The 26,360-nt window shown below is 56.4% G+C and carries 24 protein-coding genes; 14 read left to right on the top strand and 10 right to left on the bottom strand.

The annotated features are described in order from the left end of the window. Positions 1 to 15: 15 nt before the first annotated feature. The 4 genes from hslO to NHG65_RS24265 form a co-directional block, all read right to left on the bottom strand. Positions 16 to 894 carry an Hsp33 family molecular chaperone HslO gene (gene hslO / locus NHG65_RS24280; RefSeq protein ID WP_099063504.1) on the bottom strand — a complete coding sequence of 293 codons (879 nt, stop codon included), beginning with the start codon at positions 892 to 894 and terminating at the stop codon, positions 16 to 18. A 25-nt stretch (positions 895 to 919) separates the two neighbouring features. After that, positions 920 to 1,333 carry a ribosome-associated heat shock protein Hsp15 gene (gene hslR, locus NHG65_RS24275; RefSeq protein WP_099063505.1) on the bottom strand — a complete coding sequence of 138 codons (414 nt, stop codon included), beginning with the start codon at positions 1,331 to 1,333 and terminating at the stop codon, positions 920 to 922. Further along, a complete protein-coding gene (gene yrfG / locus NHG65_RS24270; RefSeq protein WP_499182758.1) occupies positions 1,333 to 2,010 on the bottom strand; it encodes a GMP/IMP nucleotidase in 678 nt (225 codons plus the stop codon). Before yrfG ends, hslR begins: the two co-directional genes overlap by 1 nt. A gap of 96 nt (positions 2,011 to 2,106) precedes the next feature. Beyond that, positions 2,107 to 4,239, bottom strand: coding sequence for an intracellular growth attenuator family protein (locus tag NHG65_RS24265; protein WP_219017139.1), 2,133 nt, complete (start codon positions 4,237 to 4,239; stop codon positions 2,107 to 2,109). A 466-nt stretch (positions 4,240 to 4,705) separates the two neighbouring features. Between NHG65_RS24265 and nudE the strand changes: the two genes are divergently transcribed. After that, complete coding sequence (gene nudE / locus NHG65_RS24260; RefSeq protein ID WP_085119817.1) at positions 4,706 to 5,260, top strand: ADP compounds hydrolase NudE; 555 nt, start codon at positions 4,706 to 4,708, stop codon at positions 5,258 to 5,260. Positions 5,261 to 5,310: 50 nt separating this feature from the next. Here nudE and mrcA read toward each other — a convergent pair whose 3' ends face one another. Next, positions 5,311 to 7,869 carry a peptidoglycan glycosyltransferase/peptidoglycan DD-transpeptidase MrcA gene (gene mrcA / locus NHG65_RS24255; RefSeq protein ID WP_207979691.1) on the bottom strand — a complete coding sequence of 853 codons (2,559 nt, stop codon included), beginning with the start codon at positions 7,867 to 7,869 and terminating at the stop codon, positions 5,311 to 5,313. 122 nt (positions 7,870 to 7,991) lie between these two features. Between mrcA and pilM the strand changes: the two genes are divergently transcribed. The 12 genes from pilM to trpS all read left to right on the top strand — a co-directional run bounded on the left by pilM (position 7,992) and on the right by trpS (position 18,220). Then, a complete protein-coding gene (gene pilM / locus NHG65_RS24250) occupies positions 7,992 to 8,834 on the top strand; it encodes a type IV pilus biogenesis protein PilM (protein ID WP_499182757.1) in 843 nt (280 codons plus the stop codon). Further along, positions 8,834 to 9,370 carry a PilN domain-containing protein gene (locus NHG65_RS24245; RefSeq protein ID WP_099063510.1) on the top strand — a complete coding sequence of 179 codons (537 nt, stop codon included), beginning with the start codon at positions 8,834 to 8,836 and terminating at the stop codon, positions 9,368 to 9,370. The genes pilM and NHG65_RS24245 overlap by 1 nt, the downstream gene beginning before the upstream one ends. Then, positions 9,363 to 9,884 carry a hypothetical protein gene (locus tag NHG65_RS24240; RefSeq protein ID WP_261427749.1) on the top strand — a complete coding sequence of 174 codons (522 nt, stop codon included), beginning with the start codon at positions 9,363 to 9,365 and terminating at the stop codon, positions 9,882 to 9,884. Before NHG65_RS24245 ends, NHG65_RS24240 begins: the two co-directional genes overlap by 8 nt. Beyond that, complete coding sequence (locus NHG65_RS24235) at positions 9,877 to 10,239, top strand: DNA utilization family protein (protein ID WP_099063512.1); 363 nt, start codon at positions 9,877 to 9,879, stop codon at positions 10,237 to 10,239. Before NHG65_RS24240 ends, NHG65_RS24235 begins: the two co-directional genes overlap by 8 nt. Beyond that, on the top strand, positions 10,236 to 11,477 hold the full coding sequence (hofQ, locus tag NHG65_RS24230; protein ID WP_099063513.1) for a DNA uptake porin HofQ: 1,242 nt from the start codon (positions 10,236 to 10,238) through the stop codon (positions 11,475 to 11,477). The genes NHG65_RS24235 and hofQ overlap by 4 nt, the downstream gene beginning before the upstream one ends. 350 nt (positions 11,478 to 11,827) lie before the next feature. After that, complete coding sequence (gene aroK / locus NHG65_RS24225) at positions 11,828 to 12,349, top strand: shikimate kinase AroK (RefSeq protein WP_004391482.1); 522 nt, start codon at positions 11,828 to 11,830, stop codon at positions 12,347 to 12,349. 93 nt (positions 12,350 to 12,442) lie between these two features. Beyond that, the gene (gene aroB, locus NHG65_RS24220; protein ID WP_099063514.1) at positions 12,443 to 13,540 is read left to right on the top strand and encodes a 3-dehydroquinate synthase; all 1,098 of its coding nucleotides are present in this window, start codon (positions 12,443 to 12,445) and stop codon (positions 13,538 to 13,540) included. A 158-nt stretch (positions 13,541 to 13,698) separates the two neighbouring features. Next, positions 13,699 to 14,721 carry an SPOR domain-containing protein gene (locus NHG65_RS24215; RefSeq protein ID WP_099063515.1) on the top strand — a complete coding sequence of 341 codons (1,023 nt, stop codon included), beginning with the start codon at positions 13,699 to 13,701 and terminating at the stop codon, positions 14,719 to 14,721. A 255-nt stretch (positions 14,722 to 14,976) separates the two neighbouring features. Continuing rightward, the gene (dam, locus tag NHG65_RS24210; protein ID WP_099063516.1) at positions 14,977 to 15,789 is read left to right on the top strand and encodes an adenine-specific DNA-methyltransferase; all 813 of its coding nucleotides are present in this window, start codon (positions 14,977 to 14,979) and stop codon (positions 15,787 to 15,789) included. Positions 15,790 to 15,844: 55 nt separating this feature from the next. Beyond that, the gene (gene rpe / locus NHG65_RS24205; protein ID WP_099063517.1) at positions 15,845 to 16,522 is read left to right on the top strand and encodes a ribulose-phosphate 3-epimerase; all 678 of its coding nucleotides are present in this window, start codon (positions 15,845 to 15,847) and stop codon (positions 16,520 to 16,522) included. Continuing rightward, positions 16,515 to 17,213, top strand: a complete 699-nt coding sequence (locus tag NHG65_RS24200; protein ID WP_099063518.1) for a phosphoglycolate phosphatase — start codon at positions 16,515 to 16,517, stop codon at positions 17,211 to 17,213. Before rpe ends, NHG65_RS24200 begins: the two co-directional genes overlap by 8 nt. A 2-nt stretch (positions 17,214 to 17,215) precedes the next feature. Continuing rightward, entirely contained in the window at positions 17,216 to 18,220 is a 1,005-nt protein-coding gene (trpS, locus tag NHG65_RS24195; RefSeq protein ID WP_112349113.1) for a tryptophan--tRNA ligase, read from the top strand. Positions 18,221 to 18,271: 51 nt separating this feature from the next. Here trpS and cysG read toward each other — a convergent pair whose 3' ends face one another. The 4 genes from cysG to nirB are packed head-to-tail and all read right to left on the bottom strand — an operon-like array spanning position 18,272 to position 23,428. Continuing rightward, positions 18,272 to 19,675: a siroheme synthase CysG gene (gene cysG / locus NHG65_RS24190; protein WP_413478954.1), complete on the bottom strand. Its 1,404-nt coding sequence runs from the start codon at positions 19,673 to 19,675 to the stop codon at positions 18,272 to 18,274. 49 nt (positions 19,676 to 19,724) lie between these two features. Beyond that, positions 19,725 to 20,525: a nitrite transporter NirC gene (gene nirC, locus NHG65_RS24185; protein ID WP_499182756.1), complete on the bottom strand. Its 801-nt coding sequence runs from the start codon at positions 20,523 to 20,525 to the stop codon at positions 19,725 to 19,727. Positions 20,526 to 20,555: 30 nt separating this feature from the next. After that, entirely contained in the window at positions 20,556 to 20,882 is a 327-nt protein-coding gene (gene nirD / locus NHG65_RS24180) for a nitrite reductase small subunit NirD (RefSeq protein ID WP_085119802.1), read from the bottom strand. After that, positions 20,879 to 23,428 (bottom strand): nitrite reductase large subunit NirB, encoded by a 2,550-nt coding sequence (gene nirB, locus NHG65_RS24175; protein ID WP_129936952.1) that lies wholly within the window; start codon positions 23,426 to 23,428, stop codon positions 20,879 to 20,881. Before nirB ends, nirD begins: the two co-directional genes overlap by 4 nt. Positions 23,429 to 23,731: 303 nt before the next feature. On the opposite strand from nirB, the gene NHG65_RS24170 reads away from it, so the two are divergent. Further along, positions 23,732 to 25,000, top strand: coding sequence for a cytosine deaminase (locus tag NHG65_RS24170; protein ID WP_243457993.1), 1,269 nt, complete (start codon positions 23,732 to 23,734; stop codon positions 24,998 to 25,000). Between the two features lie 49 nt (positions 25,001 to 25,049). Here NHG65_RS24170 and NHG65_RS24165 read toward each other — a convergent pair. After that, a protein-coding gene (locus tag NHG65_RS24165) for an IS3 family transposase (protein ID WP_499182531.1) occupies positions 25,050 to 26,263 on the bottom strand; the annotation gives its coding sequence in 2 pieces (ribosomal slippage) (positions 25,050 to 25,921 and positions 25,921 to 26,263; 1,215 coding nt in all). Positions 26,264 to 26,360 lie beyond the last annotated feature (97 nt).

Genomic DNA, 26,360 nt, shown 5'->3' with positions numbered 1-26,360 from the left:
GATATGAGGTGCTACTTAGTGCAACTGCTCGCTTTCGTCGGTGTTACCCGTGTACAAGGCGGCAACATCCACGGCGTCAAACACATAGTGATTGCCGCAGTAATCGCAGTGCATATCAATATTGCCATCCTGCTCGAGCATTTGGGCCACTTCTTCCGCCGGCAGGGTGATCAGCGCATCAGCGCAACGCTGGCGTGAACAGGTGCAACGGAAGATCACGTCCTGCGGTTCATACAGGGTGACTTCTTCCTGGTGGTACAGGCGATACAGCACTTCGTTGGCCGGCAGGTCGAACAGCTCTTCGCTTTTCACCGTATTGGTCAGTTGCACCAGATGATCGAAATCATCGGCGTTACCGTCCTGCGCCGGCAGGACCTGCAGCAGCATGCCGCCCGCAGCCGGTTGGCCTTCAGACTCACCGGTACGGATGAACAGGCGGGTTGGCAACTGCTCGGACTGGCGGAAGTAAGCCTCGAGGCACTCGGCCAGCGTTTCGCCTTCCAGTGCTACCACGCCCTGATAGCGCTCGCCTTCGGAGGGGGCGATGGTGATCACCATGACGCCATTGCCGATCATCTGATGCAGCGTGCTGTCATCAGCGATTTCGCTCTGTACCCGCGCCACGCCACGCATTTCCTGGCGGTTGTTGCCGTTAATCACCGCCAGCTTCAGCGGACCGTCGCCCTGCAACTGCACGGTGATGTCGCCGTCGAACTTCAACGTTGCGGTCAGCAGGCTGGTGGCAACCAGCAGTTCACCCAGCAATTTCTTTACCGGTGCGGGATAGTCATGGTTGTTCAGAACCTGCTGATAGGTTTCGCTGACGGTAACCAGCTCACCGCGCACCGCGTAGTTTTCAAACAGGTAACGGTGCAATTGGTCATGGTTAGACATAGTTTTCTCTCATTGCGGTGAGGGTTTATTCCTGCTCACCAAATTTAAATTTAATCAGGTCGCGCCGCTCTTTCTTGTCCGGACGGCGGTCCGGATGCGGCATGGTCAGCGCATTCATCTTGCGCGCGAGCGCCACTTTCTCTCGGTTGACGATGCTGGCCTCAGTTTCCTGATACATTTGCTGCGCCTCGTCGGCGCCGCGCCGTTGGCTGGTCAAAGCCAACACGATCACCGTGCGTTCTTCATTTCCCTGACGCAGTTTGATCTCGGCGTTAAGCTCGACAATCTTGCTCGGCTTGCCGCGCTGTCCGTTGTAGTGCACCTTGCCGCCGTCGATCATGTCCCGGGCCAGTGCGCGGGTCTTATAGAAACGTGCCGCCCAAAGCCACTTGTCCAGCCGAACGGCTTCGTCGTCCGTTGCTTTTCCTTTCCCTTTCATCAATTCCCCCTGGCCAGCGCCGGTATCAACAGGCGGTAATCGCGCATCGATGGGTAATGCTGGAAGGTTTTCTCCGCCATGCTGGAGTCCGGGTTCTGCACGCCCAGGCAGTAGCGAATGCCGAAGGTACGGGCGGCATCCAGAATAGGTTCACCGTCGTCGACAAACAGCGTGCGCTGCGGATCAAAACCGGTATGTTGCTGCACTGCCTGCCACAAACGCTGATCTTCTTTCGGATAACCAAATGTGTGGGTAGAAAGTAATAAATCAAGGTGCCGATCCAAACCGGTATGCTCAATTTTTACCGCCAGGCTGTGTGGGTGGGCGTTGGTCAACAAAATAGTCCGGTGGCCCGCCGCACGTAATGCCTGTAAAAACGGCTCGGTATCTTCACGCAGACGGGCGCGGCTGCCAACCTCGCTGGTCATGCGGTAAATATCCATGTCCAGCCGTTCGCTCCAGTAATCGAAGCTGTACCAGTTCATGGTGTGCTGTACTGCCAGATATTCCTGGTGAATAATTTCATGCGCTTTATCGAAGGGAATGGCACGCTGCTCGCTCAGGGCCTGTGGCACCAGGCTGAGCCAAAAGTGGCTGTCGAACTCCAGATCGAGCAGGGTACCGTCCATATCCAGCAGCACGGTATCAATCTCACGCCAGTCAAACTCGGGAACCATGAAAACTCCATTGGCGAATCGTCGGCGGTCCGCAGGATAAGGATAATAGCGTTAGCGTAGCATAAGCAAATGACAGGGCGCAGGCCGGCGAATGACTCAGGGCATCGGCCGCAATGACATCGGGGCGAACTGCGGGTTAAAGCAACTTTCGTAGTAGCGCTGGATATCGGCGATCCGGTGCTGATTGCTGCGACGACGCTGTACCAGTCGCCAGGTGTTGTAACCCAAAACCACGGCGACCGTCAGTAGCAACAGGCTGGTGCCGAGATAACGCCACAGGGTGATGATATCCGGCTCGCTGTGCAGCGAAATATGGCGGGTGCCGTTGGCATCGACGCTGATATTGGTGATCACTCCCTGCGCTTCGAACGGCGTATGCAGCAGCATACTGGCAAGGCGTTGCAGCTCATTCCATTGGTCAAGCGCGTTGTATTCGTTTAGCGGCACCGTGGGCTGCGGGTGATTCACCAGCTGTTTACCTTCATCGCTACTGATCAGGAATCCGCCGGGCGGTGGGCTGTTGAGTGCGGCGGCAGCCTGCCGGGTTTCACTGTAGACGAATGAGGATGCGGCCACCTTGGTCAGGCTTTCCAGCGATTCAGCGCTTACCGGACGCAATAGCACGTTCACCCCTTGCAGCGAACCAGATTTGGCGCGTTTCACCAGAGTGCCCCAGTTTTTGACGTTACCCAGGTTCACCAGTGCGTTCTTCAGCCGGACACAGTCATTGTCTGCCTGACACAAATCTTGCGTTTTCAGTACAATATCCGAAAAATCATCCAGCAGGATCATGCCGGATTTTTCGATCGCACTGGCCAACTGCGGGTTGAGCTTTTGTTCGGTGCCGTCAGGATGCAACTGGTCATTGACCGTCGCCAGCAGGGCAGAGGCCTTGTCGATGACTTCCGATTCCGGCTGCGGCAGGGGGGCCGCGTTGTTCCAGTAAATGCCTGAGCAGTCGAACGGCATAAAGCTGGAAGAGCGTGTGCCACTGGTTAACGGCGGCACATAGCACATGCCCGTGCCCTGAGCCTTCAGCGTGTCCCCGATGCGCAGCGTTGTGCCTTCCAATGCCTGCACGTTGGTGACTTCTATTTTTTGTGCGCCCTGCAGCCAGGCCATGCTTAGCTTGAGCGGCAGACTCAGTGGGATATAGGTCAGCAACAGCAGCAGTACCAGAAGCGAACTGGCCATCAGCACCGCATTTCGGCCCCATTGCTGCAGCGGGAAGTTTTTCACCTCATCGTGCAGCGAAAGGTAGCGCCCCTGGCGCAGCACCTGACGGTTAAGGTAAATATCCACGTCGGTGGTTTTACCCAGATCCTGGGTAACGTAAGGCTGCCAGTGTGGCGGGTAAATCAGATCGATGATGCCGAGTGAAATGTTGCTGATTTGCCCCTGATTGGATTCGCCAAACAGCCCCCAACGCTTGGGGGTGCCCCGCAGGCAGTGCACTTCTTTCAGTTCGCGTGTGGCCGGGCGGCGGAACAGGTTCCAGCAGCCCCAGGCGATCATCAGCACGGCGACGACAATCATCCAGGGGATCACCACCACTGGGCTGATCAGGCTGAAGAACAGCAACAGCAGGGCGGCCGAAATGATGGCGGCTTCCTTGATACCGTTCGGACGATTGAGTGCGTGTTCTTCCGGCGTTTCCTTGCGGATGTTCACCAGTTCGACGTGCTCGCTCTCTTCCTTGCGAATAGAGGCGTTTTGGCTGGAACTCGCCTTCACCATCGGCGGCAGTGGCCGATCGTGAATATGGTCTTTCAGCGAATGCCCGTTGAGCGAGATCACCAGCGGCAGCGTCTGGGTTTTAATCACTTCCACATGGTTATCGGCGCTGATGTACTGCTCCCAGAACGGCGGCAGATGCACCTCTTCGGCGTCCAGGTAATAGCGCCATTTATTGGGTTCATCGCTGGCCAGCCCGTAGCGGGTGATGGCGTGGGTGATCGGGTAGACGTTGTCGCTTTGTGGGGTCAGCGCCAGCTTGGCAGAAGGTAATGAGCTGTTGCCGGGCAACAGTTTGTTGCTCAGCTTATTTTGTTGGCCGAGATAGTGCTCAACGGCGGCGCGTTCTTCGCCGGTCAGCTTACGGTGTGTGGGTTTGATAAAAGGCAGCGTACGCGTCAGCAGCGGCTGATTGCGGGCTTTGAACCAAAGATACAGGCCGGCGGCAATCAGGCAGGCAAGCACTAAGGCCAATATCAACACTATTGTGCTCATGCTATCCCCATCCTGTACCCGTGAACCTCACCAACCTGATGAATCGTGGAGTATTATACGCAGTCCAATCACCAAGAGACACCCTGATCCGTGACGGGAAAGCAGATTCTCCGTCGGGATCTCACTTATTGATAAAAAATATTCGTCCTACTGTCCTGTCTTACCTGCGTGATGATAGCAACCAGGTTGCACTGTCGATATCGGCATTATCTTATTTTAATGCGTTCTTTTTGCTGGATGAGAACAGAAAAGCGGCGGGTACTGGCTACGCTTGTTAAAAAAAAGTAAATTACTGCTTGTGCTCGTTGCGGCCAAGGTTCTCATTAACGCACAATGTGATCAAGATCGGATTTGGTCAGCGTTTGAACGCATGTGAACTGCGCGTCACGCCAATCATTATTCTGGTTATTCGCGTCATCACGCCTGATGCTGTGGCCTGCCGCTGGATAACTCATTTGAGGCAATCATGGATAAACACCTGCAAAAACCTAAAATTCTGAAAGTGGAAACGGTCGCGCGTTCGCGTTTATTTAACGTTGAGTCGGTCGATCTGGAATTCAGTAACGGTGTACGGCGGGTGTATGAGCGGATGCGGCCCTCAGATCGCGAGGCCGTGATGATTGTGCCGGTGATTGGCGACGATTTACTGCTGATCCGTGAATATGCCGTGGGCACCGAATCGTATGAGCTTGGCTTCCCTAAAGGGTTGATTGACCCGGGTGAAGGCGTGCTGGAAGCGGCTAACCGTGAACTGATGGAAGAGGTCGGCTTTGGTGCAGGTCGCTTTGATTTTCTTAGCAAGCTGACAATGGCGCCGTCGTACTTTTCCAGCAAGATGAATATTGTGCTGGCGCACGATCTTTACCCGCAGAGTCTGGAGGGGGATGAACCGGAACCCTTGCCACAGGTGCGTTGGCCGATAGCCGACATGATGGCGTTACTGGCAGAGCCTGATTTCCGCGAGGCGCGTAACGTTAGCGCATTGTTCCTCACCGAGGCGTTTTTGCGCGGTTCACGTTAGACACTGATGATTCAAAAAAGAAAGGGCCAGAATTTTTCTGGCCCTTTTTGTTAGAACAATTCGTGGCTCTCGCCACCGGGGTCGGTCAGCGTTGTACCGGTATCCCTTGATGGGTAGTCCGTCGGCTGAGTCCCTTCGATAAAGTACTCGGAACGGCTACCGCCGCCACCGCCGGAAAGCTTACCGCTGTTCTTGTCGATGGTGACGCTGATAATGCCCGGTGGTGGGGTAACTTTCTGCTCCGGAATGCCTTCCAGTGCCGTTTTCATAAAGTCATCCCAGGCCGGTTGTGCACTTTTCGCACCGCCTTCGCCGCCGGAAACCTGATCCGGGATCGCACCGGATACCGTTGCACGGCCAAGGTCACGCCGATGGTCATCGAAGCCAATCCATACCGACGTCACGGTATCCGGGCCATAGCCGGAGAACCAGGCGTCTTTTGAACTGTTGGTGGTCCCGGTTTTGCCGCCGATATCACGACGTTTCAGATCACGACCTGCACGCCAGGCGGTGCCCATCCAGCCCGGTTCACCGTAGATGTTGCTGTTCAGCGCGTCGTGCATCAGGAATGCCAGCGGGGTGCTGATAACGTGTGGCGCATATTGTTGATCGCCATCCTGCTGAACCTGAGCCGGGGTCACCTGCTCCAACTGCGGCATTGGCACGTTGCCATTCTTGCCTTCCTGCGACGTCGCGACATTTTCAATATTGTCTTCGGAAAGCACGGCAGAGCGGTGGGTATCACCATAAATCACCGGCAGATTACAGCTGTCGCAGACAATCTTCGGCTTGGTTTCGAACACCGTGTTGCCGTTATCGTCTTCAATCCTGGTGATGAAGTACGGATCCACCAGATAACCGCCGTTGGCCAGCACCGCGTAACCCCGTACCAATTGCATTGGGGTGAACGAAGCGGAACCCAGCGCCAGTGATTCGGTGTGTACGATGTTTTGTGCCGGGAAGCCGAAACGCTGCAGGTATTCTGCCGCGTAATCGACGCCCATCGCACGCATCGCACGCACCATCACCACGTTCTTCGACTGTCCCAGCCCCTGACGCAGGCGAATCGGGCCGTCGTAGGTTGGCGGTGAGTTCTTCGGTCGCCAGTCGGTACCGGCACCTGGATCCCAACGGGTGATCGGCAGGTCATTCAGGATAGTAGCCAGGGTCAGGCCCTTGTCCATCGCTGCGGTATACAGGAAGGGTTTGATATTGGAACCGACCTGACGCAGTGCCTGAGTGACGCGGTTGAACTTGCTCTGGTTGAAGTCGAACCCGCCGACCAGGGCTTTCACCGCCCCGTCATTCGGGTTGATCGACACCAGGGCAGAGTTGACGTCCGGCACCTGTGACAGCCACCAGTTTTCGCCCACTTTGCGGACCCAAACCTGTTGACCGGCCTGCACCACATCGGTGACGCGTTTCGGCGTTGAGCCCTGCTGCGTGTCGGACTTGTAAGGCCGTGCCCAGCGCATGGTGGACATCGGCAGCGCGACATGACTGCCGTCTGCCATCATGGCCGTGGCCTCTTCGGCGCTGGTTGCGACAATCACCGCCGGCGACAATGGACCGTAGTTAGGCAGATTCTTCAATGAGTCGACGATCTGCTTTTGGTCCCAGGCTGCTTCACCCACTTTCCACAGCACGTTGGACGGGCCGCGGTAACCGTGGCGCATGTCATACGCCAGCACGTTATTACGTACCGATTCCTGCGCCGCCAACTGCAGCTTCCTGGTGACGGTGGTGTAGACCTTGTAGCCATCGGTATAAGCATTGTCGCCATAACGCTTGATCATCTCCTGACGCACCATCTCGGAGAGATAAGGTGCGGAGAAGCTGATTTCCGGCGCATGGTAATTGGCCACCAACTCTTCACTGCGCGCCTGATCGTACTGCGACTGGGTGATGTAATGCTCATCCAGCATGCGCGACAGCACCACGTTGCGGCGAGCTACGGCGCGATCGTGGGAGTAGAGCGGGTTGAAGGTTGACGGGGCTTTCGGCAAGCCGGCAATGGTCGCCATTTCGCTTAAGCTGAGCTGACTGACGTCTTTACCGAAGTAAACCTGCGCCGCGGCACCCACGCCATAGGCGCGATACCCCAGATAGATTTTATTCAGATACAGCTCGAGGATTTCGTCTTTGGTCAGCATCTGTTCGATGCGTATTGCCAGGAAGGCTTCCTTGATTTTGCGCATCAGGGTGCGTTCCGGGCTTAAGAAGAAGTTTCTCGCCAACTGCTGGGTAATGGTACTCGCCCCCTGTGACGCATGGCCGGAGACCAGCGCAATAGAGGCTGCACGGAAGATACCGATAGGATCGACGCCATGATGCTCATAGAAGCGGCTGTCTTCGGTGGCGATAAACGCATGCACCATAACCGGCGGAATTTGGTTCAGTTTTAGCGGAATACGGCGTTTCTCACCGTATTGGGCGATCAGTTCGCCATCGGCGCTGTAAACCTGCATCGGTATTTGCAGCCGCACATCTTTCAGCGTTGCAACGTCAGGCAGCTGCGGCTCGACATATTTGTACAAGCCAAAGATCGAGGCTGCCCCCAACACGATGCAACACACTGCAAGGATTAGTAAATACTTTACGAACTTCACCTGAGATTTCCCATTTTCATGTCATTTGGGCAGTTTATAAACAACCGCGCGGTAGTATAAAGGCAAGCCTGCAACATGGATATGTTCTTTTGTTATCTGACGATATGGAGGTCGGGCGAAATATGTTTACTCAAGCATGGCAGGTGGGACTGGATATACAAAGTCACTGCGTTCGTGCCTTGGCAGCACAACGCCGCCGCAATGGCTGGCAACTGCGTCACTGGTGGCAACAAACGCTGCCGCAACCGGTGCTGCGTGAGGGCTGTCTGGAACAGACCGACGCCCTGATTCAGGCATTACGGCAATGGCGGGTTCAGTTACCAAGACATATTTCCTTACGCATTGCTCTGCCCGCGCAGCGGGTTCTACAGCATCAGATGCCGCTGCCGGACGCCAGGCTGAAAGAGCCGCTACGTGGCGATTACATCACCAGTCAGGGGCTGAAACAGTTTCCCCTGGATAGCCAAACATTGGCGCTGGACTACCGCCAGGCACTGCCCGAACACGCGACCCTGCTGCTCACCGCCGCACGCCAGCAAGAGCTGCAACAGTGGCTAAACTGCCTGCGCGAGGCCAATTTGCAGCCTCAGGTGGTTGATATTACCCCTTGCGCACTGTGCGTCATGGCAGAGGCGGCAGGCGTGTCGGCCGACGCCGGTTTGTTGCATCGCCTCGATGACGAATGGCTATGGGTGGCCCCGCATCGAGTGGTGTTTGCCTATGGCATCGTACCGATAAGGGAAGCTGCTGGGGCAAGTCAGGCGCTGGCGGCGATGAATGCTGCCTGTCCCTCACTCGGTGAAGACCAGATTTACTATAGCAGCGTGATGAATGAGCCGCCGCCGCCAGGCAGCCTGCCGTGGTCACCCTTTAGCGCTTTCAGCCAACTTCGGCCCCCGTTACCCGTATTGCCGGCGGCGTTTGTCTTGGCCGGCGGCCTGGCGCTGCGCGCTGAGGATAGCTGATGTATCAGGTTAATCTCTTGCCATGGCGCACACGAGGTCAGCGTCGCCGCTGCGCCTTCTGGTTACGTATGTTCGTCTTGCAACTGGTGTTGGTGCTGGCGGTACTGATGGTCGTTTTTGGCTTGCTGAGTCAGCAACAGGTACAGCGGCATGCGGCACTGTTAGCGCTGATCGATCAGCAGACAAAACTGACCGATCGTTATCAACAGTTGCAACAGGCGATGGCACGTCTGGCGCGTTTAACCGCGCTGGCACAACAGCATGACAACAACCGGGCGCATAACCGCCGTTATCTGCAACTGTTACAACAACTCCCCGTCCTGTTACCTGACCCGCTGTGGCTGATCGCGCTGGAAAGCCACGCGCAAAGTATCACCTTACGGGGCCTTAGCCGGCGCTACGAAGCTGTGCTTCAGTTTGAGCAACAGATGACGGCGTTACCCCTGTTACAGCGCTACCGACTGGCAGAAGTCGCGCAGCGCCAGGATGGTTTGTTCTCGTTTACGTTGGTGGCGCAATGGGGGCAGGGTGGATAAGCCATTGCCGTTTTGGTTGGCGAGAGGGTTGGGGTTGCCGGGGTGGAAGCTGCTGGCCATCCAGTGGCTGGTGTTGGGTAGCCTGATCCTGCTGTTCGGTTTGTTGCTGTTGCAAGGGAAATGGCAGCAACTGGCACAGACCGAGGCAGAGCAGCAGCGCCTGACGCAACAAATGAGCCCCTTGTGGGAGCAACTCGCCCGTATGCCGACGCTGGAACAGGTGAATCAAGACTTGCAGCAGGTCGCTCGTCAGCCTGTCGCCGAGGGGGACCTGGCGGTTGCCTTACAACGGGCAAATGCCGGGCTGCAACGCTGGCAGCAGCAGGAGAGCTCACCGCGGCAAACCCTGCGGCTGCATCTCAATTACGGCAGTTTATTAAGACTGTTGGAGAGCCTGCCTGCCAACTTGCGTATTGATCAAATGACCGTTGAAGCGCAGGCGGAAGGGCTGATGGCAAATTTCACTCTCCAGGCAGCTTTGGCAGAGGCTGCGGCGGTAAACCCCAATGAATAAAAGTTACGGGTTCTGGTTGCTGTGGCTGCCTCTGACGCTGATGGCCCAGCCGCAGCCACGCGATCCTTTCAAGCCATTACCCTTGCCTGACTGCCCGAGCGTGGCGGAATCACCGGTGAACTGGCAATTGAAAGGCACTATCGGGCAGGCGGCGCTACACCATGCCTGGGTTATCACCACCGCCGGACAGTGGCTGCGATTAAAGCCTCAACAAACCTTATTGGCTGGCCGCTGGCGGGTAGAGCAGGTCCTGGAGGGGCAATTAACGCTGAAGGAGAAACAGGGCGATCCGGCGTGTCCGGTCGCTGAGGATGCCGTGGTATTGACCCTGGGAAACCATAAGGAAGAAAAATGAAAGGATGCCGTTGGCTGGGCGTGTTGCTCTGGAGTGTCGCTATTGCCGGTGCCGCGCAGGACCAGGAGCCTATTTCGCTGGAATTTCAGGATGCGCCAGTTGCTCTGGTGTTGCAGGCACTGGCGGATTATCAACAACTGAATGTGGTCACCGCTGCAGGCGTGGGCGGCAACCTGACGCTGAGGTTGGATAACGTGCCCTGGCGCCAGGCGCTGACGGTGATCCTGCGCATGGGGAAGCTGTCCATGACGCTGGAGGGGAATGTGATGATGGTCTCTCCTGAACCCAATGAGCAGGAAAAGCAGCGTCAAAAATTGGCGTTGGCGCAAAAACAACCGCTGCACAGCGTGACCTTGCCGCTGAGCCATGCCGATGCGCAAGAGATTGCTGAAAATCTCAATGCTCAGGGCAGTCTGTTACTGAGTGAGCGTGGCAGCGTGGTCGCGGATAAGCGCACCAACGCTGTTCTGATCCGCGACACTGCACCGGTAGTGGCGCTATTAACCCAGCGGATTGCGGAGATGGACACACCGTTGGCGCAAGTACAATTGGCGGCGCATATTGTCACCATCAACAGCGAGAGTTTACGCGAGCTGGGTGTGCGTTGGGGGCTGGCATCGGATGAGCGGCCGGCAAAGTCATGGCAAATGGACGGCTTTAACATCGGGTTGCCGCTGGATCGCAGCGCAGTCAGCGCGGGTTTTCATCTGGCGCGGATCGGCGGGCGATTACTGGATCTGGAACTGATGGCGCTGGAGCAGGAGAACCGAGTGGAAATCATCGCCAGTCCGCGCCTGCTGACCGCGAACCTGCAAACCGCCAGCATTAAACAGGGGACCGAAATTCCCTATGAGGTAAACAGCGGTTCCAGCGGGGCGACGTCGATGGAATTCAAGGAGGCGGTGCTGGGCATGGAGGTGACGCCGAAAGTTTTGCCCAATGGCCGTATCACCCTGACCCTGCAAATCAGCCAGAACATGCCCGGGCGTTCAATCAGCCGTGCGGCAGGCGAGACGTTGGCGATCGATAAACAGGAGATCAAAACCCAGGTGACGCTCAAAGATGGCGAAACCGTTGTTTTAGGTGGTGTATTTCAACGTCATAGCGCCGAGGGCGCAGACAAGGTACCCGGGATCAGCGACGTACCCTTGCTGGGATCCTTGTTCAAACAGAGCAGCAAACAGCATAAACGACGCGAGCTGGTGATATTCATTACTCCGACATTGATTAAGGCCTGAGCAACCGGGTGTGCGGTTCGTGGGAAATCGCCTAAAGTTGATGAGCAGATGCACTTTTTTATCACCTTCGGGGCATCTGCGTTTGACGCTGCGACCGATTTAGCTTACAAGGGTTACCGAATTGAGCACCGAGGTTTTTTTGTTAGCGCCAAGACGCCGTTAAAAACGTATGGTTTCCCTCCTGCGGCGTGGATTGCGATTTATTCGGTTGCCAAACTACCAAGAGTGTTGAGATAATTTTCCGTCTGATCTCGCACTATCGTTCATGAGGTTTCAGTTTAGGTCCCGCCGCTGATTTGATTGGCGGGGCGGGTTAACATTAACGAATTGTCTTAGTAATACCGAAAAACATGGCAGAGAAACGCAATATCTTTCTGGTTGGGCCTATGGGTGCCGGCAAAAGCACTATTGGCCGTCAGTTAGCTCAGCAACTCAATATGGAGTTTTTCGACTCCGATCAAGAAATTGAGCGACGTACCGGAGCTGACGTGGGCTGGGTATTCGACGTGGAAGGTGAAGAAGGTTTCCGCGATCGTGAAGAAAAAGTCATTAATGAACTGACGGAAAAGCAAGGCATCGTGCTGGCTACCGGCGGTGGTTCGGTTAAATCGCGTGAAACGCGTAACCGTCTGTCGGCGCGTGGCGTAGTGGTGTACCTGGAAACCACTATCGAGAAGCAATTGGCCCGTACCCAGCGCGACAAAAAACGTCCGCTGCTGCAGGTTGATTCTCCTCCGCGTGAAGTGCTTGAAGCGCTGGCGAAAGAGCGCAATCCGTTGTACGAAGAAATTGCAGATGTCACCATCCGCACCGACGATCAAAGCGCTAAAGTGGTTGCCAACCAGATTATCAACATGCTGGAAAGTAACTGATTGCGGTTTCCGTGTTCGCCACGGCAAATGCGGAAAGACTGATTGTGTTCCCCGCAGTAGCGGGGATAAACCACATTGAGAACTGAGCGCGACATGGAGAGAATTACCGTAACGCTTGGGGAGCGCAGCTACCCGATAACCATAGCCGCCGGATTGTTTAACGATCCGGCTTCTTTTATGCCGCTGAAGGCGGGTGAACAGGTCATGCTGGTCACTAACCAAACCCTGGCGCCACTCTATCTGGACAACGTCCGGAAGGTGCTGGAGCAGGCAGGCGTCATGGTGGATCAGGTGATTTTACCTGATGGCGAACAGTATAAATCCCTTGCCGTGCTTGAGCAGGTGTTCTCGGCACTGTTGGAAAAGCCGCACGGTCGTGATACCACGCTGATTGCCCTCGGGGGCGGCGTGGTAGGCGATCTTACCGGCTTTGCCGCCGCTTGTTATCAGCGCGGTGTCCGCTTTATTCAGGTCCCTACCACGCTGCTGTCGCAGGTGGACTCTTCCGTTGGCGGTAAAACCGCCGTCAATCATCCGCTCGGTAAAAACATGATCGGCGCTTTCTATCAACCCGCTTCGGTGGTGGTTGATCTGGATTGCCTGAAAACCTTGCCTGCGCGTGAGCTCTCCTCTGGTTTGGCTGAGGTGATCAAGTACGGGATTATTCTCGATCGCGATTTCTTCGTCTGGCTGGAAAACAATATCGATGCCCTGGTGGCGTTGGATATGCAGGCCCTGGCCTACTGTATCCGCCGCTGCTGCGAGCTGAAGGCCGAGGTGGTTGCCGCTGATGAACGCGAAAGCGGTCTGCGCGCGCTGCTGAATCTGGGCCATACTTACGGCCATGCGATCGAAGCCGAAATGGGCTATGGTGTATGGTTGCATGGTGAAGCCGTTGCTGCCGGTATGGTAATGGCGGCAGAAACCGCGCACCGTCTCGGTCAGTTCTCAAGCGAAGATATTGAACGCATTAAAGCACTGTTGTTGCGCGCCGGTTTACCGGTGTGTGGCCCGCAGGAAATGGCTCCGGGATCTTATCTGCCGCATATGATGCGCGATAAGAAAGTACTGGCCGGTGAATTGCGCCTGGTACTGCCGACGGCCATTGGCCAGGCGGAGGTCCGTGGCGGAGTGGGGCACGATATGGTGCTTGCTTCGATCGCAGCTTGCCTTCCCGAACGGAATGCCTAAGTAAATCGGACGAAGTAACAGTGGCTTAGCCGCCGTTTACATCTATATTAATAATGTGCAAAGCCTGACTGGCGTCGCTTTGCCATCATCGGGTTAATCTGCTCGTGCCACGGTAGGTCTACAGTGGTGGGCTTTTGCCTCTAGTTGGAGGGTTTCAGATGGATGAGTTTAAACCGGAAGACGATCTCAGACCTGATAGCAGCGATCGTCGTCCTGCACGTTCGCGTAAACCGGCTCCGGGACCGCGTTTTGCCGTTTCGCGTCAGCATTTAATGATTGGTATCGGTATTCTGGTGTTGTTGCTGTTGATTATCGGCATTGGCTCGGCGTTGAAGGCGCCAACCAAGCATGAAGCAGCACAGGAAAGCGCGCAGAATGGCGCAGCCAAGGACATTAATCTGTCCGGCTCTTCGTCACTGACTGCCGGTAATACCGGTGTTCCGGGCGGAACCACGGATACCAATGACAATAACGGTGTGAGCAGCAGCTCGCAGCCGCAAACCGTCAGCGTTCCACCGATCTCCAGCACCCCGACGGAAGCGCAACCGCAGCCAGCACAGGGCGGCGCGCAACAGCGTGTCGATCTGCCGGGCAATATGTCGGATGCACTGTCGGCGCAACAGGGTCAGGTTGATGCGGCAACGCAGGGCATGAGCGGTCCAGCTTCAACGTTGCCAACGGCACCGGCTACCCTGATGAATGGCGCAGCGGCGAAAGAAGCCGTACGTCCGGTTCAGGGCACTGCGCCACAGCAACATAAAACACCGGCAAAAACCGCCAGCAAGCCGGCGGCTACGGCCACACAGCATAAATCGCCAACCACGGTGTATACCCCGGCACCTGCCTCTTCCGCTAAAGCGGGAGCAGCAAGTACCAAGGCGGAAGCCGTTAGCGGCAGCGGCGGTTCGCTGCAGTCTGCACCGGCAAGCCATTACACTCTGCAACTGAGCAGCGCTTCGCGTTCCGATACGCTGAATGCCTACGCCAAGCAGCAGAAATTACAGCATTATCTGGTGTATTCGACTAAACGTGACGGTAAACCTTGGTACGTGCTGGTGAGTGGCAACTATGCTTCCTCAGCAGAAGCCAAGCGCGCAATTGCGACGCTGCCGGCTGATGTTCAGGCGAAAAAACCATGGGTTCGACCTGTACGTCAGGTACAGCAGGATCTGAAAAAGTAACCCGATAGATTTCAAGCTGCATTCAGGCATTGTAGGGGCGCACATGCTGCGCCCCTGTTACTCAGGGCGAACAGAGCCGCCCGTGACCGATGACTGGAGTGGCCTGCGGACAGGCCGAATAACTGTGCGCGGCCAGGGGTGCTGCGGCTTGAAGGATGAAGGGTATCAATCACTTAAATTTGTGCGCTGATGTGCTGTCTGAAACAGAGTACAATCCGCCGCTCTGAATTGTATAATAAGTAGCTAATTGACGGCATGAAGAAAAACCGCGCTTTTTTAAAATGGGCTGGTGGAAAATACCCGCTGGTGGACGAGATCCGTCGTCACCTACCAGCAGGCGACTGCTTAATCGAGCCCTTCGTGGGTGCGGGTTCAGTCTTCCTGAACACGGAATACGACGCCTATATTCTCGCCGACATCAACAGCGATCTTATTAACCTGTATAACATCGTTAAACTGCGTACGGATGACTTCGTGCGTGATGCCCGCCTGCTTTTCACCGATGAATTCAATAAGTCAGAACAGTTTTACCTGCTGCGCGAAGAGTTTAATACTAGCGCCGATGCCTATCGTCGCGCGCTGCTGTTTCTTTATCTGAACCGCCACTGTTATAACGGCCTGTGCAGATATAACCTGCGTGGAGAGTTCAACGTCCCGTTTGGACGTTACAAGAAACCGTACTTCCCGGAGGACGAGCTGTACTGGTTCGCTGAAAAATCCCGCAACGCCACTTTTGTCTGTGAGCATTACCGCGATACCATGGCAAAAGCCGAGCGCGGTACCGTGGTGTATTGCGATCCGCCGTATGCGCCTTTATCGGCGACGGCGAATTTTACCGCCTACCACACCAACAGCTTTAGCATGGCCGACCAGCAGAGCCTGGCGCTGATGGCGCATCAGCTTTCGGTAGAAAGCCAGGTGCCGGTATTGATTTCCAACCATGATACCGAGCTGACGCGCGACTGGTACCAGCACGCGTCGCTGTACGTGGTGAAAGCGCGCCGCACCATCAGCCGTAATATTCTTGGTCGCAGCAAAGTGAATGAGCTTTTGGCGCTGTATCGTTAAACCGGGGTTACGCCCCGGCGTATAACAATTCGAACCCTACGTTTGGAGATAGCGGATGAAAAAATTTTTGATTGCCCCGTCCATTTTGTCAGCAGACTTTGCCCGCCTGGGTGAAGACACTGCCAACGTGTTGGCCGCAGGCGGCGACGTAGTGCATTTTGACGTAATGGATAACCACTACGTTCCTAATCTGACCATCGGGCCGATGGTTTGTCAGGCGCTGCGTAATTACGGCATCACCGCGCCGATTGACGTGCACCTGATGGTGAAACCGGTCGACCGTATTGTGCCGGACTTCGCTGCAGCGGGTGCCAGTTACATCTCTTTCCATCCGGAAGCCTCCGAACACGTCGATCGCACCATTCAACTGATTAAAGAGCATGGCTGTAAAGCCGGTCTGGTACTCAATCCGGCAACGCCGCTGAGCTACCTCGATTACGTGATGGATAAAGTCGACGTGATCCTGCTGATGTCGGTTAACCCTGGCTTTGGCGGCCAGTCGTTTATCCACGGTACTCTGGATAAGCTGCGTCAGGTGCGCAAACTGATCGACGAAAGCGGTCGTGATATCCGCCTGGAAGTGGATGGTGGCGTTAAGGTCGACAATATCGCCGAGATTGCTGCCGCGGGCGCAGACATGTTTGTCGCCGGTTCAGCCATCTTCAGCAAGCCGGATTATCGTCGGGTGATTGACGAAATGCGCAGCGAGTTGGCGAAGGTGACGCATGGCTGATTTCAGCGCGGTCCGCGCTCTGGCCTTTGATCTCGATGGCACGCTGGTCGACAGCGCGCCGGGGCTGGCCGCTGCGATCGATCTGGCGCTGGCAGAAATGGGCCTGCCACAGGCCGGTGAGGCCCGGGTGGGCACCTGGATTGGTAATGGTGCTGATGTGCTGGTACAGCGTGCGCTGCGCTGGGCCGAGGTGGAAGCCACGCCGGAACACTGCCAACAGCTTCGCGAGCGCTTCGATCATTTCTATGCGCAAACCGTCGACAGCGGCAGTCGTCTGTTCCCACAGGTGAAAGAAACCCTGGCTCAGTTGGCTGCGCAAAATTACCCGATGGCCCTGGTGACCAACAAGCCAACGCCGTTTGTGGCGCCGTTACTGGCCGCATTGGGCATTATTGATTACTTCTCGCTGATTATCGGCGGTGACGACGTGGTGGAAAAGAAACCGCATCCGGCGCCACTGTATCTGGTCCTCGGCAAGCTTGGCCTGCGCGCCAACGAGTTGCTGTTTGTCGGCGACTCCCGCAATGATATTCAGGCGGCACAGGGGGCAGGTTGCCCAAGCGCCGCACTGACCTACGGTTATAACTACGGCGAGGCGATTGCCCTGAGCCATCCCGACCGCGTGTTGGAGCGCTTTGCCGACTTGTTGCCCGCTCTTGGGCTGTCATCTTTAGAGAATCAGGAAATTTAAACATGAGTAAGCCCATCGTATTTAGCGGCGCGCAACCGTCCGGTGAACTGACCATTGGTAACTACATGGGTGCGCTGCGTCAGTGGCTGCAGATGCAGGATGATTACGACTGCATCTTCTGCATCGTCGATTTGCATGCGATTACCGTACGTCAGGACGCAGATAAATTGCGCAAAGCCACGCTGGATACGCTGGCGCTGTACCTGGCCTGCGGCATCGATCCGCAAAAAAGCACCATCTTCGTGCAGTCGCACGTGCCGGAGCACACGCAACTGAGCTGGGTACTGAACTGCTACACCTATTTCGGCGAACTGAGCCGTATGACCCAGTTCAAGGATAAGTCCACCCGTTACGCGGAAAACATTAACGCCGGCCTGTTCAGCTACCCGGTGTTGATGGCGGCAGATATCCTGCTGTATCAGACCAACCAGGTGCCGGTCGGCGAAGACCAGAAACAACATCTGGAGTTGAGCCGTGACATCGGTCAGCGTTTCAACGCGCTTTACGGTGACGTGTTCAAAGTGCCCGAGCCGTTTATTCCCAAGTCCGGTGCCCGCGTGATGTCGCTGCAAGAGCCGACCAAGAAGATGTCCAAGTCGGACGATAACCGCAATAACGTGATTGGCCTGCTGGAAGATCCGAAAGCGGTGGCCAAGAAGATCAAACGTGCGATGACCGATTCCGAAGAGCCGCCAGTGGTGCGTTACGACGTGGCAAACAAGGCGGGAGTGTCCAACCTGTTGGATATTCTCTCTGGCGTGACCGGCAAGAGCATTGCTCAACTGGAAGCCGAGTTTGAAGGCCAGATGTATGGCCACCTGAAAGGTGCCGTTGCTGAGGCGGTATCCGGCATGCTGAGTGAGCTGCAGGAACGCTTTCATCGTTTCCGCAATGACGAGGCCCTGCTGCAGCAAGTGATGCGTGATGGCGCTGCCAAGGCCCGTGTACGCGCTCAGGAAACCCTGGCGAAGGTTTACCAGGCTGTGGGCTTTGTTTCCCCACAGTGAGGCTCTGAGCAAAAAGAAAAGCGGCCATTGGCCGCTTTTTTTACGTCTGAATCAGGCCATTTTGGCCAGCGGTTGCGGTGGTTGCTGGCTGGAGAACCAGTTCAGTTTGCTACGCAGGCTCACCACGCTGCCGACAATAATTAAACTTGGGCTGGCGGCCTGCAAAGCCAGTTCCCCCAACTGGTTTAATTCACCTTCTATGACCCGCTGGCGGCAGGACGTGCCGTTTTCTACCAGTGCTACCGGGGTTGTGGCTGGCATGCCGTGCGCGATCAGTTGGCGCTGGATCTCTGCCGCCTGTGTCAGACCCATGTAAAACACCAGAGTTTGTTGCTCTGCTGCCAGCGTTGACCAGTCCAGTCCGCCGTCACTCTTGGCATGGCCGGTCACCAGCCGCACGCTTTGCGCATGGTCGCGGTGGGTGAGGGGAATGCCACTGTAGGCCGAACAACCAGAGGCGGCGGTAATGCCCGGCACCACCGAGAATGGGATATTGGCCGCGGCCAACGTTTCCAGTTCTTCACCACCACGGCCGAAGATAAACGGATCACCGCCTTTCAGGCGCACCACGCGTTTACCCAACTGGGCTTGTTGCAACAGGATTTGATTGATTTCCTCCTGGGGTACGCAGTGATGGCCCGCGCGTTTGCCGACGAAAATGCGCTCGGCATCGCGGCGCACCAGCGTCATGACCTCATCGGATACCAGCCGGTCGTAAACCACCACGTCAGCCTGCTGGATCTGCTGCAGGCCTTTCAGCGTCAGCAAACCGGCATCGCCCGGCCCGGCCCCCACCAGCACCACTTCGCCGCAATCTTGCGGTTGGTGGCTAAACAGCTGTTCGATCTGCTGTTCCGCCAGCGCCTGGTCATTATTGGCCAGCGACTGCGCCAGCCGATCATGGGCAAAAAGCTTTTCCCAAAAACGACGGCGTGAGCCGATATCGCTGAAGTGCTTTTTCACCCGCTGACGCAATGAACCGCCCAGTTGCGCCAACTTGCCAAGATGTTGGGGCAGCACGGCCTCCAGCTTTTCACGCAGCAGTCGTGCCAGCACCGGGGCTTTCCCACCGGAGGACACCGCGACCATAATTGGCGAGCGATCGATAATCGACGGCATGATAAAGCTGGCGCGCTTTGGATCATCGACCACGTTGCAGAACACCCGCTGTTGGTTGGCGCACTGATACACCAGCGCATTGACCTCGAGGCGATCGGTAGCGGCGATCACCAGCCACTTTTCCGTCAGTAACTCTGCACTGAATTCACTTTCCGCCAGTGTGACCCGGCCCTGAGCCGCCCACTCGTGGAACTGCGGGTTGAAGGCACAGGCATTGACGGTCAACATCGCACCGGCATCCAGCAGCAGGCGAGCTTTGCGCTCGGCAATCTCACCGCCACCGACCAGCAGGCAGGCTTTGTGTTGCAGTTGGCAGAAAATCGGCAGGTAATCCATCGGCACTCCTCGGGGCAATCAGCAGTGGGGCGCAAGGCGCCCCTGAATATTAGGCAGTCTGACGCGCAGCAGCTTTCTCAGCCTGTGGCCGTTCGGCACTTGGCGTGGCGTACCAGTAGCCCAGGCCCATCAGCACGGCACCGGACAGGATATTGCCCAACGTTACCCACAGCAGGTTATGGCCGATCCCGCTCAGGGTATAGGCCTCGCTGTGATGACCGAACCAGGACAGAGCGAACAGCGTCATATTGGCGACCGAGTGTTCGTAGCCGGACGCGATAAAGGCCAGCAGGCACCACCAGATGGCGATGAATTTGGCGGCACCCTCAACGCGGATGGCCATCCAAATCGCCAGGCAGACCAGCCAGTTACACAGCACACCCTTGAAGAACAGCACTTCTGCCGGGGCGGTGGTTTTTGCCAGCGCGGCGGTATGCACCAGGCTGGTGTCCACCGACAGCAGGCTGCCGCCACCGTAATAGTACATCAGTGCGACCAGCACCGAGCCCAACAGGTTGCCCAGCCAGGTTTGCGGCAGGACGGTCCACATCTGGCCCTGCGTGATGGTACCGGCTTTGACGCCCAGCGTCAGGAACATGGTATGGCCGGTGAACAGCTCCGAACCGGCAATGATCACCAACGTCAGCGCGATGCCGAAGGTGGCCCCCATCACCAGCGGACGGAGGGACGGATCGACCAGATTGCCGAGGGTGAAAATCAAAATGATGCCGAGGCCGACGTAGGCCCCGGCCATCGCCGAGCTGATCCAAAAGCCCAGCGGGCTGTGCTTCGCCAGCCTGACGATGCGCGCCGCGTTGGCGGCACATTTGTTGATGGTATCGGTGAACATGCTGCTTCCCCTGAGGTTAAAGTGAAAATATCAGGCCGCGACCTGCACCATGCCGTCCAGAACCCGGCTGGTAAAATGCGCGACGGAACGGCTGTCATCTTCCAGGCAGTAGCCGTCGTGCAGGCGGAAATGTTGTTTTTTTAGCGGGCTGGCGACCCACAGTTCACCCTGATGTTCGGCGATCAGGCCGCGTGATAACACGCTGGCCTGGGCGAAGGGATCAATATTGCTGATGGCAAACACCTGTTCGTCGGCATAAGGGCGGAATATCGCTACCTGTTGCTCGCCGATCAGGGCACACACGCCGGTGCCGGGCAGAATATCGGTGATGGGGCAAAGGGTTGTCCACTGGCTCATACGTTGTTCTCCTCAGCTTCCAGCAGGGTGACAGGAATACGCTCATCCGGACGCGCCGGCCGATGCTGTTCGCGCTCGGCGACCACCTGGACGTTAGGATCGCGTTGGCTGCTGTTGATAAAGTGGGCGAAGCGCACCTGGGACTCAGGGTGCTCAAGGGTTTCTTTCCACTCGCAGACCACTGCGTCGCGCAGGCGGGCGATCTCGGCTTCCAACTGGTCGTTAATCCCCAGTTTGTCGTCAATGATCACCTTACGCAGATAATCGATGCCGCCTTCCAGGCTTTCCAGCCATACCGAAGTGCGCTGCAGCTTATCGGCGGTGCGGATATAGAACATCATAAAGCGATCGAGATAGTGCTCCAGCGTCTCGCGGTCGAGATCCGCTGCCAGCAGGTCGGCATGGCGTGGTTTCATCCCGCCGTTACCGCAAACGTACAGGTTCCAGCCGTTTTCGGTGGCGATAATGCCGACGTCTTTGCCCTGGGCTTCGGAACATTCACGGGTGCAGCCGGAAACGCCAAACTTCATTTTGTGCGGGGTGCGGATCCCTTTGTAGCGATGTTCCAGCTTGACGCCAAAGCCGACGCTGTCGCCGACGCCAAAGCGGCACCAGGTGCTGCCGACGCAGGTTTTGGACATGCGCAGCGCCTTGGCGTAGGCGTGACCGGTTTCAAAGCCGGCGGCAATCAGCTTGCTCCAGATGGCCGGCAGGTCGTCTTTCTGCGCGCCGAACATGCCGATGCGCTGGGAGCCGGTCAGCTTGGTGTACAGGTTGTATTCCTTGGCGATTTGGCCGACTACCATCAGCCCTTCCGGCGTGATTTCGCCGCCAGGAGAGCGTGGGATCACCGAGTAGGTACCGTCTTTCTGGATATTGCCGAGGAAGTTGTCGTTGGTGTCCTGCAGCGGCGTGTGCTGCGGTTTGAGAATGTATTCATTCCAGCAGGAGGCCAACAGTGAACCGACGGTAGGTTTACAAACTTCGCAACCGTAGCCTTTGCCGTATTTGGTCAACAGTTCGTCGAAGGATTTGATGCCTTCAACGCGGATCAGGTGGTACAGCTCCTGGCGTGAATAAGCGAAGTGTTCGCACAGGTGGTGGTTGACCTCGATACCCTGTTTGCTCAGTTCGGCGTTCAACACCTGAGTGATCAGCGGGATACAGCCGCCACAGCCGGTGCCGGCTTTGGTTTCGGACTTGATCGCCGCGACGGTATGACAACCCATGCTGACCGCTTTGATGATATCGCCTTTGCTGACGTCGAAGCAGGAACAGATTTGTGCGGTTTCCGGCAGGGAGTCGACGCCGATGGCCGGTTTGCTGCCCGCATGTGCCGGCAGGATCAGGCCGTCCGGGTTTTCCGGCAGTTCGATGGCGTTCAGTGCCAGCTGCAGCAGGTTGCCGTAGTCGCTGGTATCACCGACCAGTACCGCACCCAACAGGGTTTTGTTGTCGGCGCTGACCACGATGCGTTTATAAACCTCTTTGCTCTCGTCCAGATAGACGTAGCTGCGTGCGCCTTCGGTGCGGCCGTGGGCATCACCGATACCGCCGACGTCGACGCCCAGCAGTTTCAGCTTGGCGCTCATGTCGGCACCCATGAAGGTGTTTTCACGGCCCAGCAGATGATCGGCGGTGACCTGCGCCATTTTATAGCCCGGCGCTACCAGGCCGAAGGTGCGTTCACGCCATGAGGCACATTCGCCGATGGCATAAACGTCAGGATCGGAGGTCTGGCAGCTGTCGTTAATCACGATACCGCCGCGGCGGGCGGTGGCCAGACCGCACTGGTGAGCCAGCTTGTCCTGGGCACGGATGCCGGTAGAGAAGACGATAAAGTCCACTTCCAGCGCGGTCCCGTCGGCGAACTGCATGGTTTTGCGCGCCTGCTCCCCGCCGTTGACGATTTCCTGGGTATTTTTACCGGTATGGACTTTGACGCCCATGCGTTCGATCTTGCGACGCAGTTGATCGCCACCCATCGGGTCGAGCTGTTCGGCCATCAGTACCGGCGCAAATTCGATGACGTGAGTTTCAACGCCGAGACTTTTCAGCGCCCCGGCGGCTTCCAGACCCAACAGGCCACCGCCGACCACCGCACCGCGTTTGCTGCGGCGTGCGCAGGCTTCGATGGCGTTCAGATCTTCAATGGTACGGTAGACGAAACAGTCCTGGCTTTCGGAGCCTTTAATCGGCGGGATCCACGGATAAGAGCCGGTGGCCATGATCAATTTATCGTAATAGATGGTACGGCCGGTATTGGAGTGAATGACTTTCTCACTGCGGTTGATGGTGATGGCGCGTTCGCCAACCAAAACCTTCACGCCTTGTTTCTCGTAAAAGCCTTCGCGTACCAGCGAAAGTTCTTCAGCGGTGTGGTGGGAGAAATAAGAAGAAAGGTGTACGCGATCGTAGGCGATGCGCGGTTCTTCGCAAAATACGGTGATGTCGAACTGGTCTTTGTCTGCTTTTTCCAGCAGATCTTCGATAAACCGGTGGCCGACCATGCCATTACCGATGACAGCAAGTTTGACTCTGCTCATTATTGCCTCAAAATTCTGGTTTCCTAGCGTTACCTTATTCCTCCCTGTGGGCAATTTATTGATGCAAATCAATCGCCCCTCCATATACCTCTAATGTGGTATATGAATGATTTTTATCGTTATTTGATAAGTTGCGGTTTTTATTCATCTTTAGCTGAAACGAGCCAGTTAATGCGAATTCTACCCATTCGGGAGTAATCGGTGGTGGAATAAATTATTGGCGGCTTTGTCAGTATGATCCGCTGCCAGTATGATGAATAAAACAGGCTGGAACAGCAGAGGTGAAGGGTGGCCAAGAGTCCATTGAAGTTTATCGATAACCTGCGTCTGAGCGGGCATGAAGGGCTGTGGCAACTGGCGATTGAGCAGGGGCGCATCGCCCATATCGTGCCGCAACCGGAAGGGCAGGAATGGCGCAGCGATGTGCTGGATGCGCAGGGCGGGCTGGCGATGCCGGCGTTTGTTGAGCCACATATCCATCTGGATACTACCCAAACCGCCGGGCAACCGGCCTGGAACCAGTCGGGTACCCTGTTTGAAGGGATTGAGCGCTGGGCAGAGCGCAAGGCGTTGCTGACCCATGAGGACGTTAAGCAGCGCGCCTGGCAGACGCTGAAATGGCAAATCGCCAACGGCGTGCAGTACGTGCGTACCCACGTTGACGTTTCCGACCCGACCCTGACTGCGCTGCGTGCAATGCTGGAGGTGAAACAGGAAGTTGCCCCCTGGGTCACGTTGCAAATCGTCGCTTTTCCGCAGGAAGGCATTATGTCCTATCCCAACGGTGAGGCGCTGTTGGAAGAGGCGCTGCGACTGGGGGCCGACGTGGTGGGAGCCATTCCGCACTTTGAGTTTACGCGCGAATACGGCGTGGAGTCGCTGCACAAGGCATTCGCTTTGGCACAGAAATACGATCGGCTGGTGGATGTCCACTGCGATGAAATAGACGACGAGCAGTCGCGCTTTGTCGAAACCGTGGCGGCGCTGGCGCTGAAGCTGGATATGGGGGCCAGAGTCACCGCCAGCCATACCACGGCGATGCACTCTTACAATGGTGCTTATACGTCACGGCTTTTCCGCCTGCTGAAAATGTCCGGCATCAATTTTGTCGCCAATCCGCTGGTGAATATTCACCTGCAGGGTCGTTTCGACAGCTACCCGAAACGGCGCGGCATCACCCGGGTGAAGGAGATGCTGGAGGCGGAAATCAACGTCTGCTTTGGTCATGATGATGTGTTCGATCCCTGGTATCCGCTGGGCACCGCCAACATGCTGCAGGTACTGCATATGGGGCTGCACGTGTGCCAACTGATGGGATACGGGCAGATCGACGACGGGCTGAAACTGATCACCAGCCACAGCGCGCGCACCCTGAACCTGACCGACTACGGCCTGACGGCGGGCAACAGTGCCAATCTGGTGATATTGCCTGCGGACAGCGGTTTTGATGCGGTGCGCCGACAGACGCCGGTGCGTTACTCGATACGTCAGGGCACGGTGATTGCCGAGACCCAGCCGGCGGAAACCACGCTGTATCTGGCGCAGGACGAGAAAGTGGATTTCCGGCGTTAAGTCCGTATTTGTCATGACTAGTCCGGCTATAGGTTGACACTTTTCAGCCTTATAACGCCCGATGAACTTCATCGGGCGTTTTGTATTGTAGCGACAGATGTGGCCGTCGTGTGTTGTAGATTTCCACTGACTGCCTGACCATCTTTCTTGCTTGCCCGATATCTTCCGGGCTGCCGAGCAGATACTCCATTTTTAATATCCCGTTTACCCGTTCCGCCAGGGCATTCTGGTAACAGTCATACCCATCCGTCATTGAACAGATGACACCATGCCGTTGATGTAATTCCTGATATTCCTTCGAACAGTACTGGATACCCCGGTCTGAGTGATGAACCAGCGCATGGGTTGTGCGCCTCCCGGCTAACGCCATTTTGAACGCGTTGGCCACATGCCGGGTATGCAGGCTGTCATGAACATGATAACCCACGATTTTTCTCGACCAGGCATCGGTTACCAAACTCAGATACGCCGTGCCTGTCCTCAGCGGAAGGTAGGTGATATCCGCTACCCACACCTGTTCCGGGCGATGGGCAATGACCTGATTTGCACCCGGCTTCAACAAGTTGGGATGACGGTAAAAACGATGGTGGCTGTGTGTCGTCTTGTGATAGGCCCGTTTGGGCATCACCAGCAATCGTGAACAGCGCAGTATCTGGAACAGACGGTCCCGGCCAACGTGCAACGCGGGCTCTGGCTGCTGTCGCAACAAGTAATGCAGTTTGCGTGTGCCCAACCGGGGCTGGTGCAACCGAATGGCGGTCACTTGCTCAACGATGTGCCGGGCCTGTCTTTCTTTCCCGCACTCACGTTGCAATGACTGATACCACGCCTGCCGACTGATGCCCATATACCGGCAGACGCGCGTTATTGTGAGTCTCGGCGTTTGTGTTTGCGTGATAAGACGGCCAACTGCTTTTTTGTCAGTGTTGCTCCGAACTCGGTATTCATCACTTTCACAACGGCTTCAAAAAACTGGGCTTTGACTTCTGATTCAGCCAGTTGCTGCTCCAGTTCTTTAATGCGTTGTTCGGGCGTAAGCGGCATTTTGGGCATGGTGACTCCGCACGTTCTTGTGGGGGAGGATGAACGCCAGTCGAGTTGACCGTGCTTGCGTAGCCAGTTCAACACCGTTGCGTTTCCCTGAATACCGTAACGGTCAGTGGCCTGACGGCAGGTCATTTCACCTTTTTCGACCTGTTCGACGACGGCTAATTTAAAGGATAGAGAGTAATCGCGTTGCGTGCGTTTAACATACTGGTTCATCACATTTTCCTCTGTGCGTGAGTAAAATGTGTCAACGCTATTTAGGACGGGTCATCAGCATAAAAAAGGGCGCCGAGGCGCCCTTTTCATATCACGA

It is taken from the genome of Serratia myotis, assembly GCF_027474885.1.
In the GTDB taxonomy this organism is placed as follows: domain Bacteria; phylum Pseudomonadota; class Gammaproteobacteria; order Enterobacterales; family Enterobacteriaceae; genus Serratia; species Serratia proteamaculans.
Note: the sequence above shows the minus strand (reverse complement) of the source record. Positions and strands in the feature narration are given on the sequence as shown.

Bases quoted from the DNA above. Each gene is read 5' to 3' on its own strand.
- hslO (WP_099063504.1), bottom strand. From the start codon at position 894: ATGTCTAACCATGACCAATTGCACCGTTACCTGTTTGAAAACTACGCG.
- hslR (WP_099063505.1), bottom strand. From the start codon at position 1,333: ATGAAAGGGAAAGGAAAAGCAACGGACGACGAAGCCGTTCGGCTGGAC.
- yrfG (WP_499182758.1), bottom strand. From the start codon at position 2,010: ATGGTTCCCGAGTTTGACTGGCGTGAGATTGATACCGTGCTGCTGGAT.
- NHG65_RS24265 (WP_219017139.1), bottom strand. From the start codon at position 4,239: ATGAGCACAATAGTGTTGATATTGGCCTTAGTGCTTGCCTGCCTGATT.
- nudE (WP_085119817.1), top strand. From the start codon at position 4,706: ATGGATAAACACCTGCAAAAACCTAAAATTCTGAAAGTGGAAACGGTC.
- pilM (WP_499182757.1), top strand. From the start codon at position 7,992: ATGTTTACTCAAGCATGGCAGGTGGGACTGGATATACAAAGTCACTGC.
- NHG65_RS24245 (WP_099063510.1), top strand. From the start codon at position 8,834: ATGTATCAGGTTAATCTCTTGCCATGGCGCACACGAGGTCAGCGTCGC.
- NHG65_RS24235 (WP_099063512.1), top strand. From the start codon at position 9,877: ATGAATAAAAGTTACGGGTTCTGGTTGCTGTGGCTGCCTCTGACGCTG.
- hofQ (WP_099063513.1), top strand. From the start codon at position 10,236: ATGAAAGGATGCCGTTGGCTGGGCGTGTTGCTCTGGAGTGTCGCTATT.
- aroK (WP_004391482.1), top strand. From the start codon at position 11,828: ATGGCAGAGAAACGCAATATCTTTCTGGTTGGGCCTATGGGTGCCGGC.
- aroB (WP_099063514.1), top strand. From the start codon at position 12,443: ATGGAGAGAATTACCGTAACGCTTGGGGAGCGCAGCTACCCGATAACC.
- NHG65_RS24215 (WP_099063515.1), top strand. From the start codon at position 13,699: ATGGATGAGTTTAAACCGGAAGACGATCTCAGACCTGATAGCAGCGAT.
- dam (WP_099063516.1), top strand. From the start codon at position 14,977: ATGAAGAAAAACCGCGCTTTTTTAAAATGGGCTGGTGGAAAATACCCG.
- rpe (WP_099063517.1), top strand. From the start codon at position 15,845: ATGAAAAAATTTTTGATTGCCCCGTCCATTTTGTCAGCAGACTTTGCC.
- NHG65_RS24200 (WP_099063518.1), top strand. From the start codon at position 16,515: ATGGCTGATTTCAGCGCGGTCCGCGCTCTGGCCTTTGATCTCGATGGC.
- trpS (WP_112349113.1), top strand. From the start codon at position 17,216: ATGAGTAAGCCCATCGTATTTAGCGGCGCGCAACCGTCCGGTGAACTG.
- cysG (WP_413478954.1), bottom strand. From the start codon at position 19,675: ATGGATTACCTGCCGATTTTCTGCCAACTGCAACACAAAGCCTGCCTG.
- nirC (WP_499182756.1), bottom strand. From the start codon at position 20,525: ATGTTCACCGATACCATCAACAAATGTGCCGCCAACGCGGCGCGCATC.
- nirD (WP_085119802.1), bottom strand. From the start codon at position 20,882: ATGAGCCAGTGGACAACCCTTTGCCCCATCACCGATATTCTGCCCGGC.
- nirB (WP_129936952.1), bottom strand. From the start codon at position 23,428: ATGAGCAGAGTCAAACTTGCTGTCATCGGTAATGGCATGGTCGGCCAC.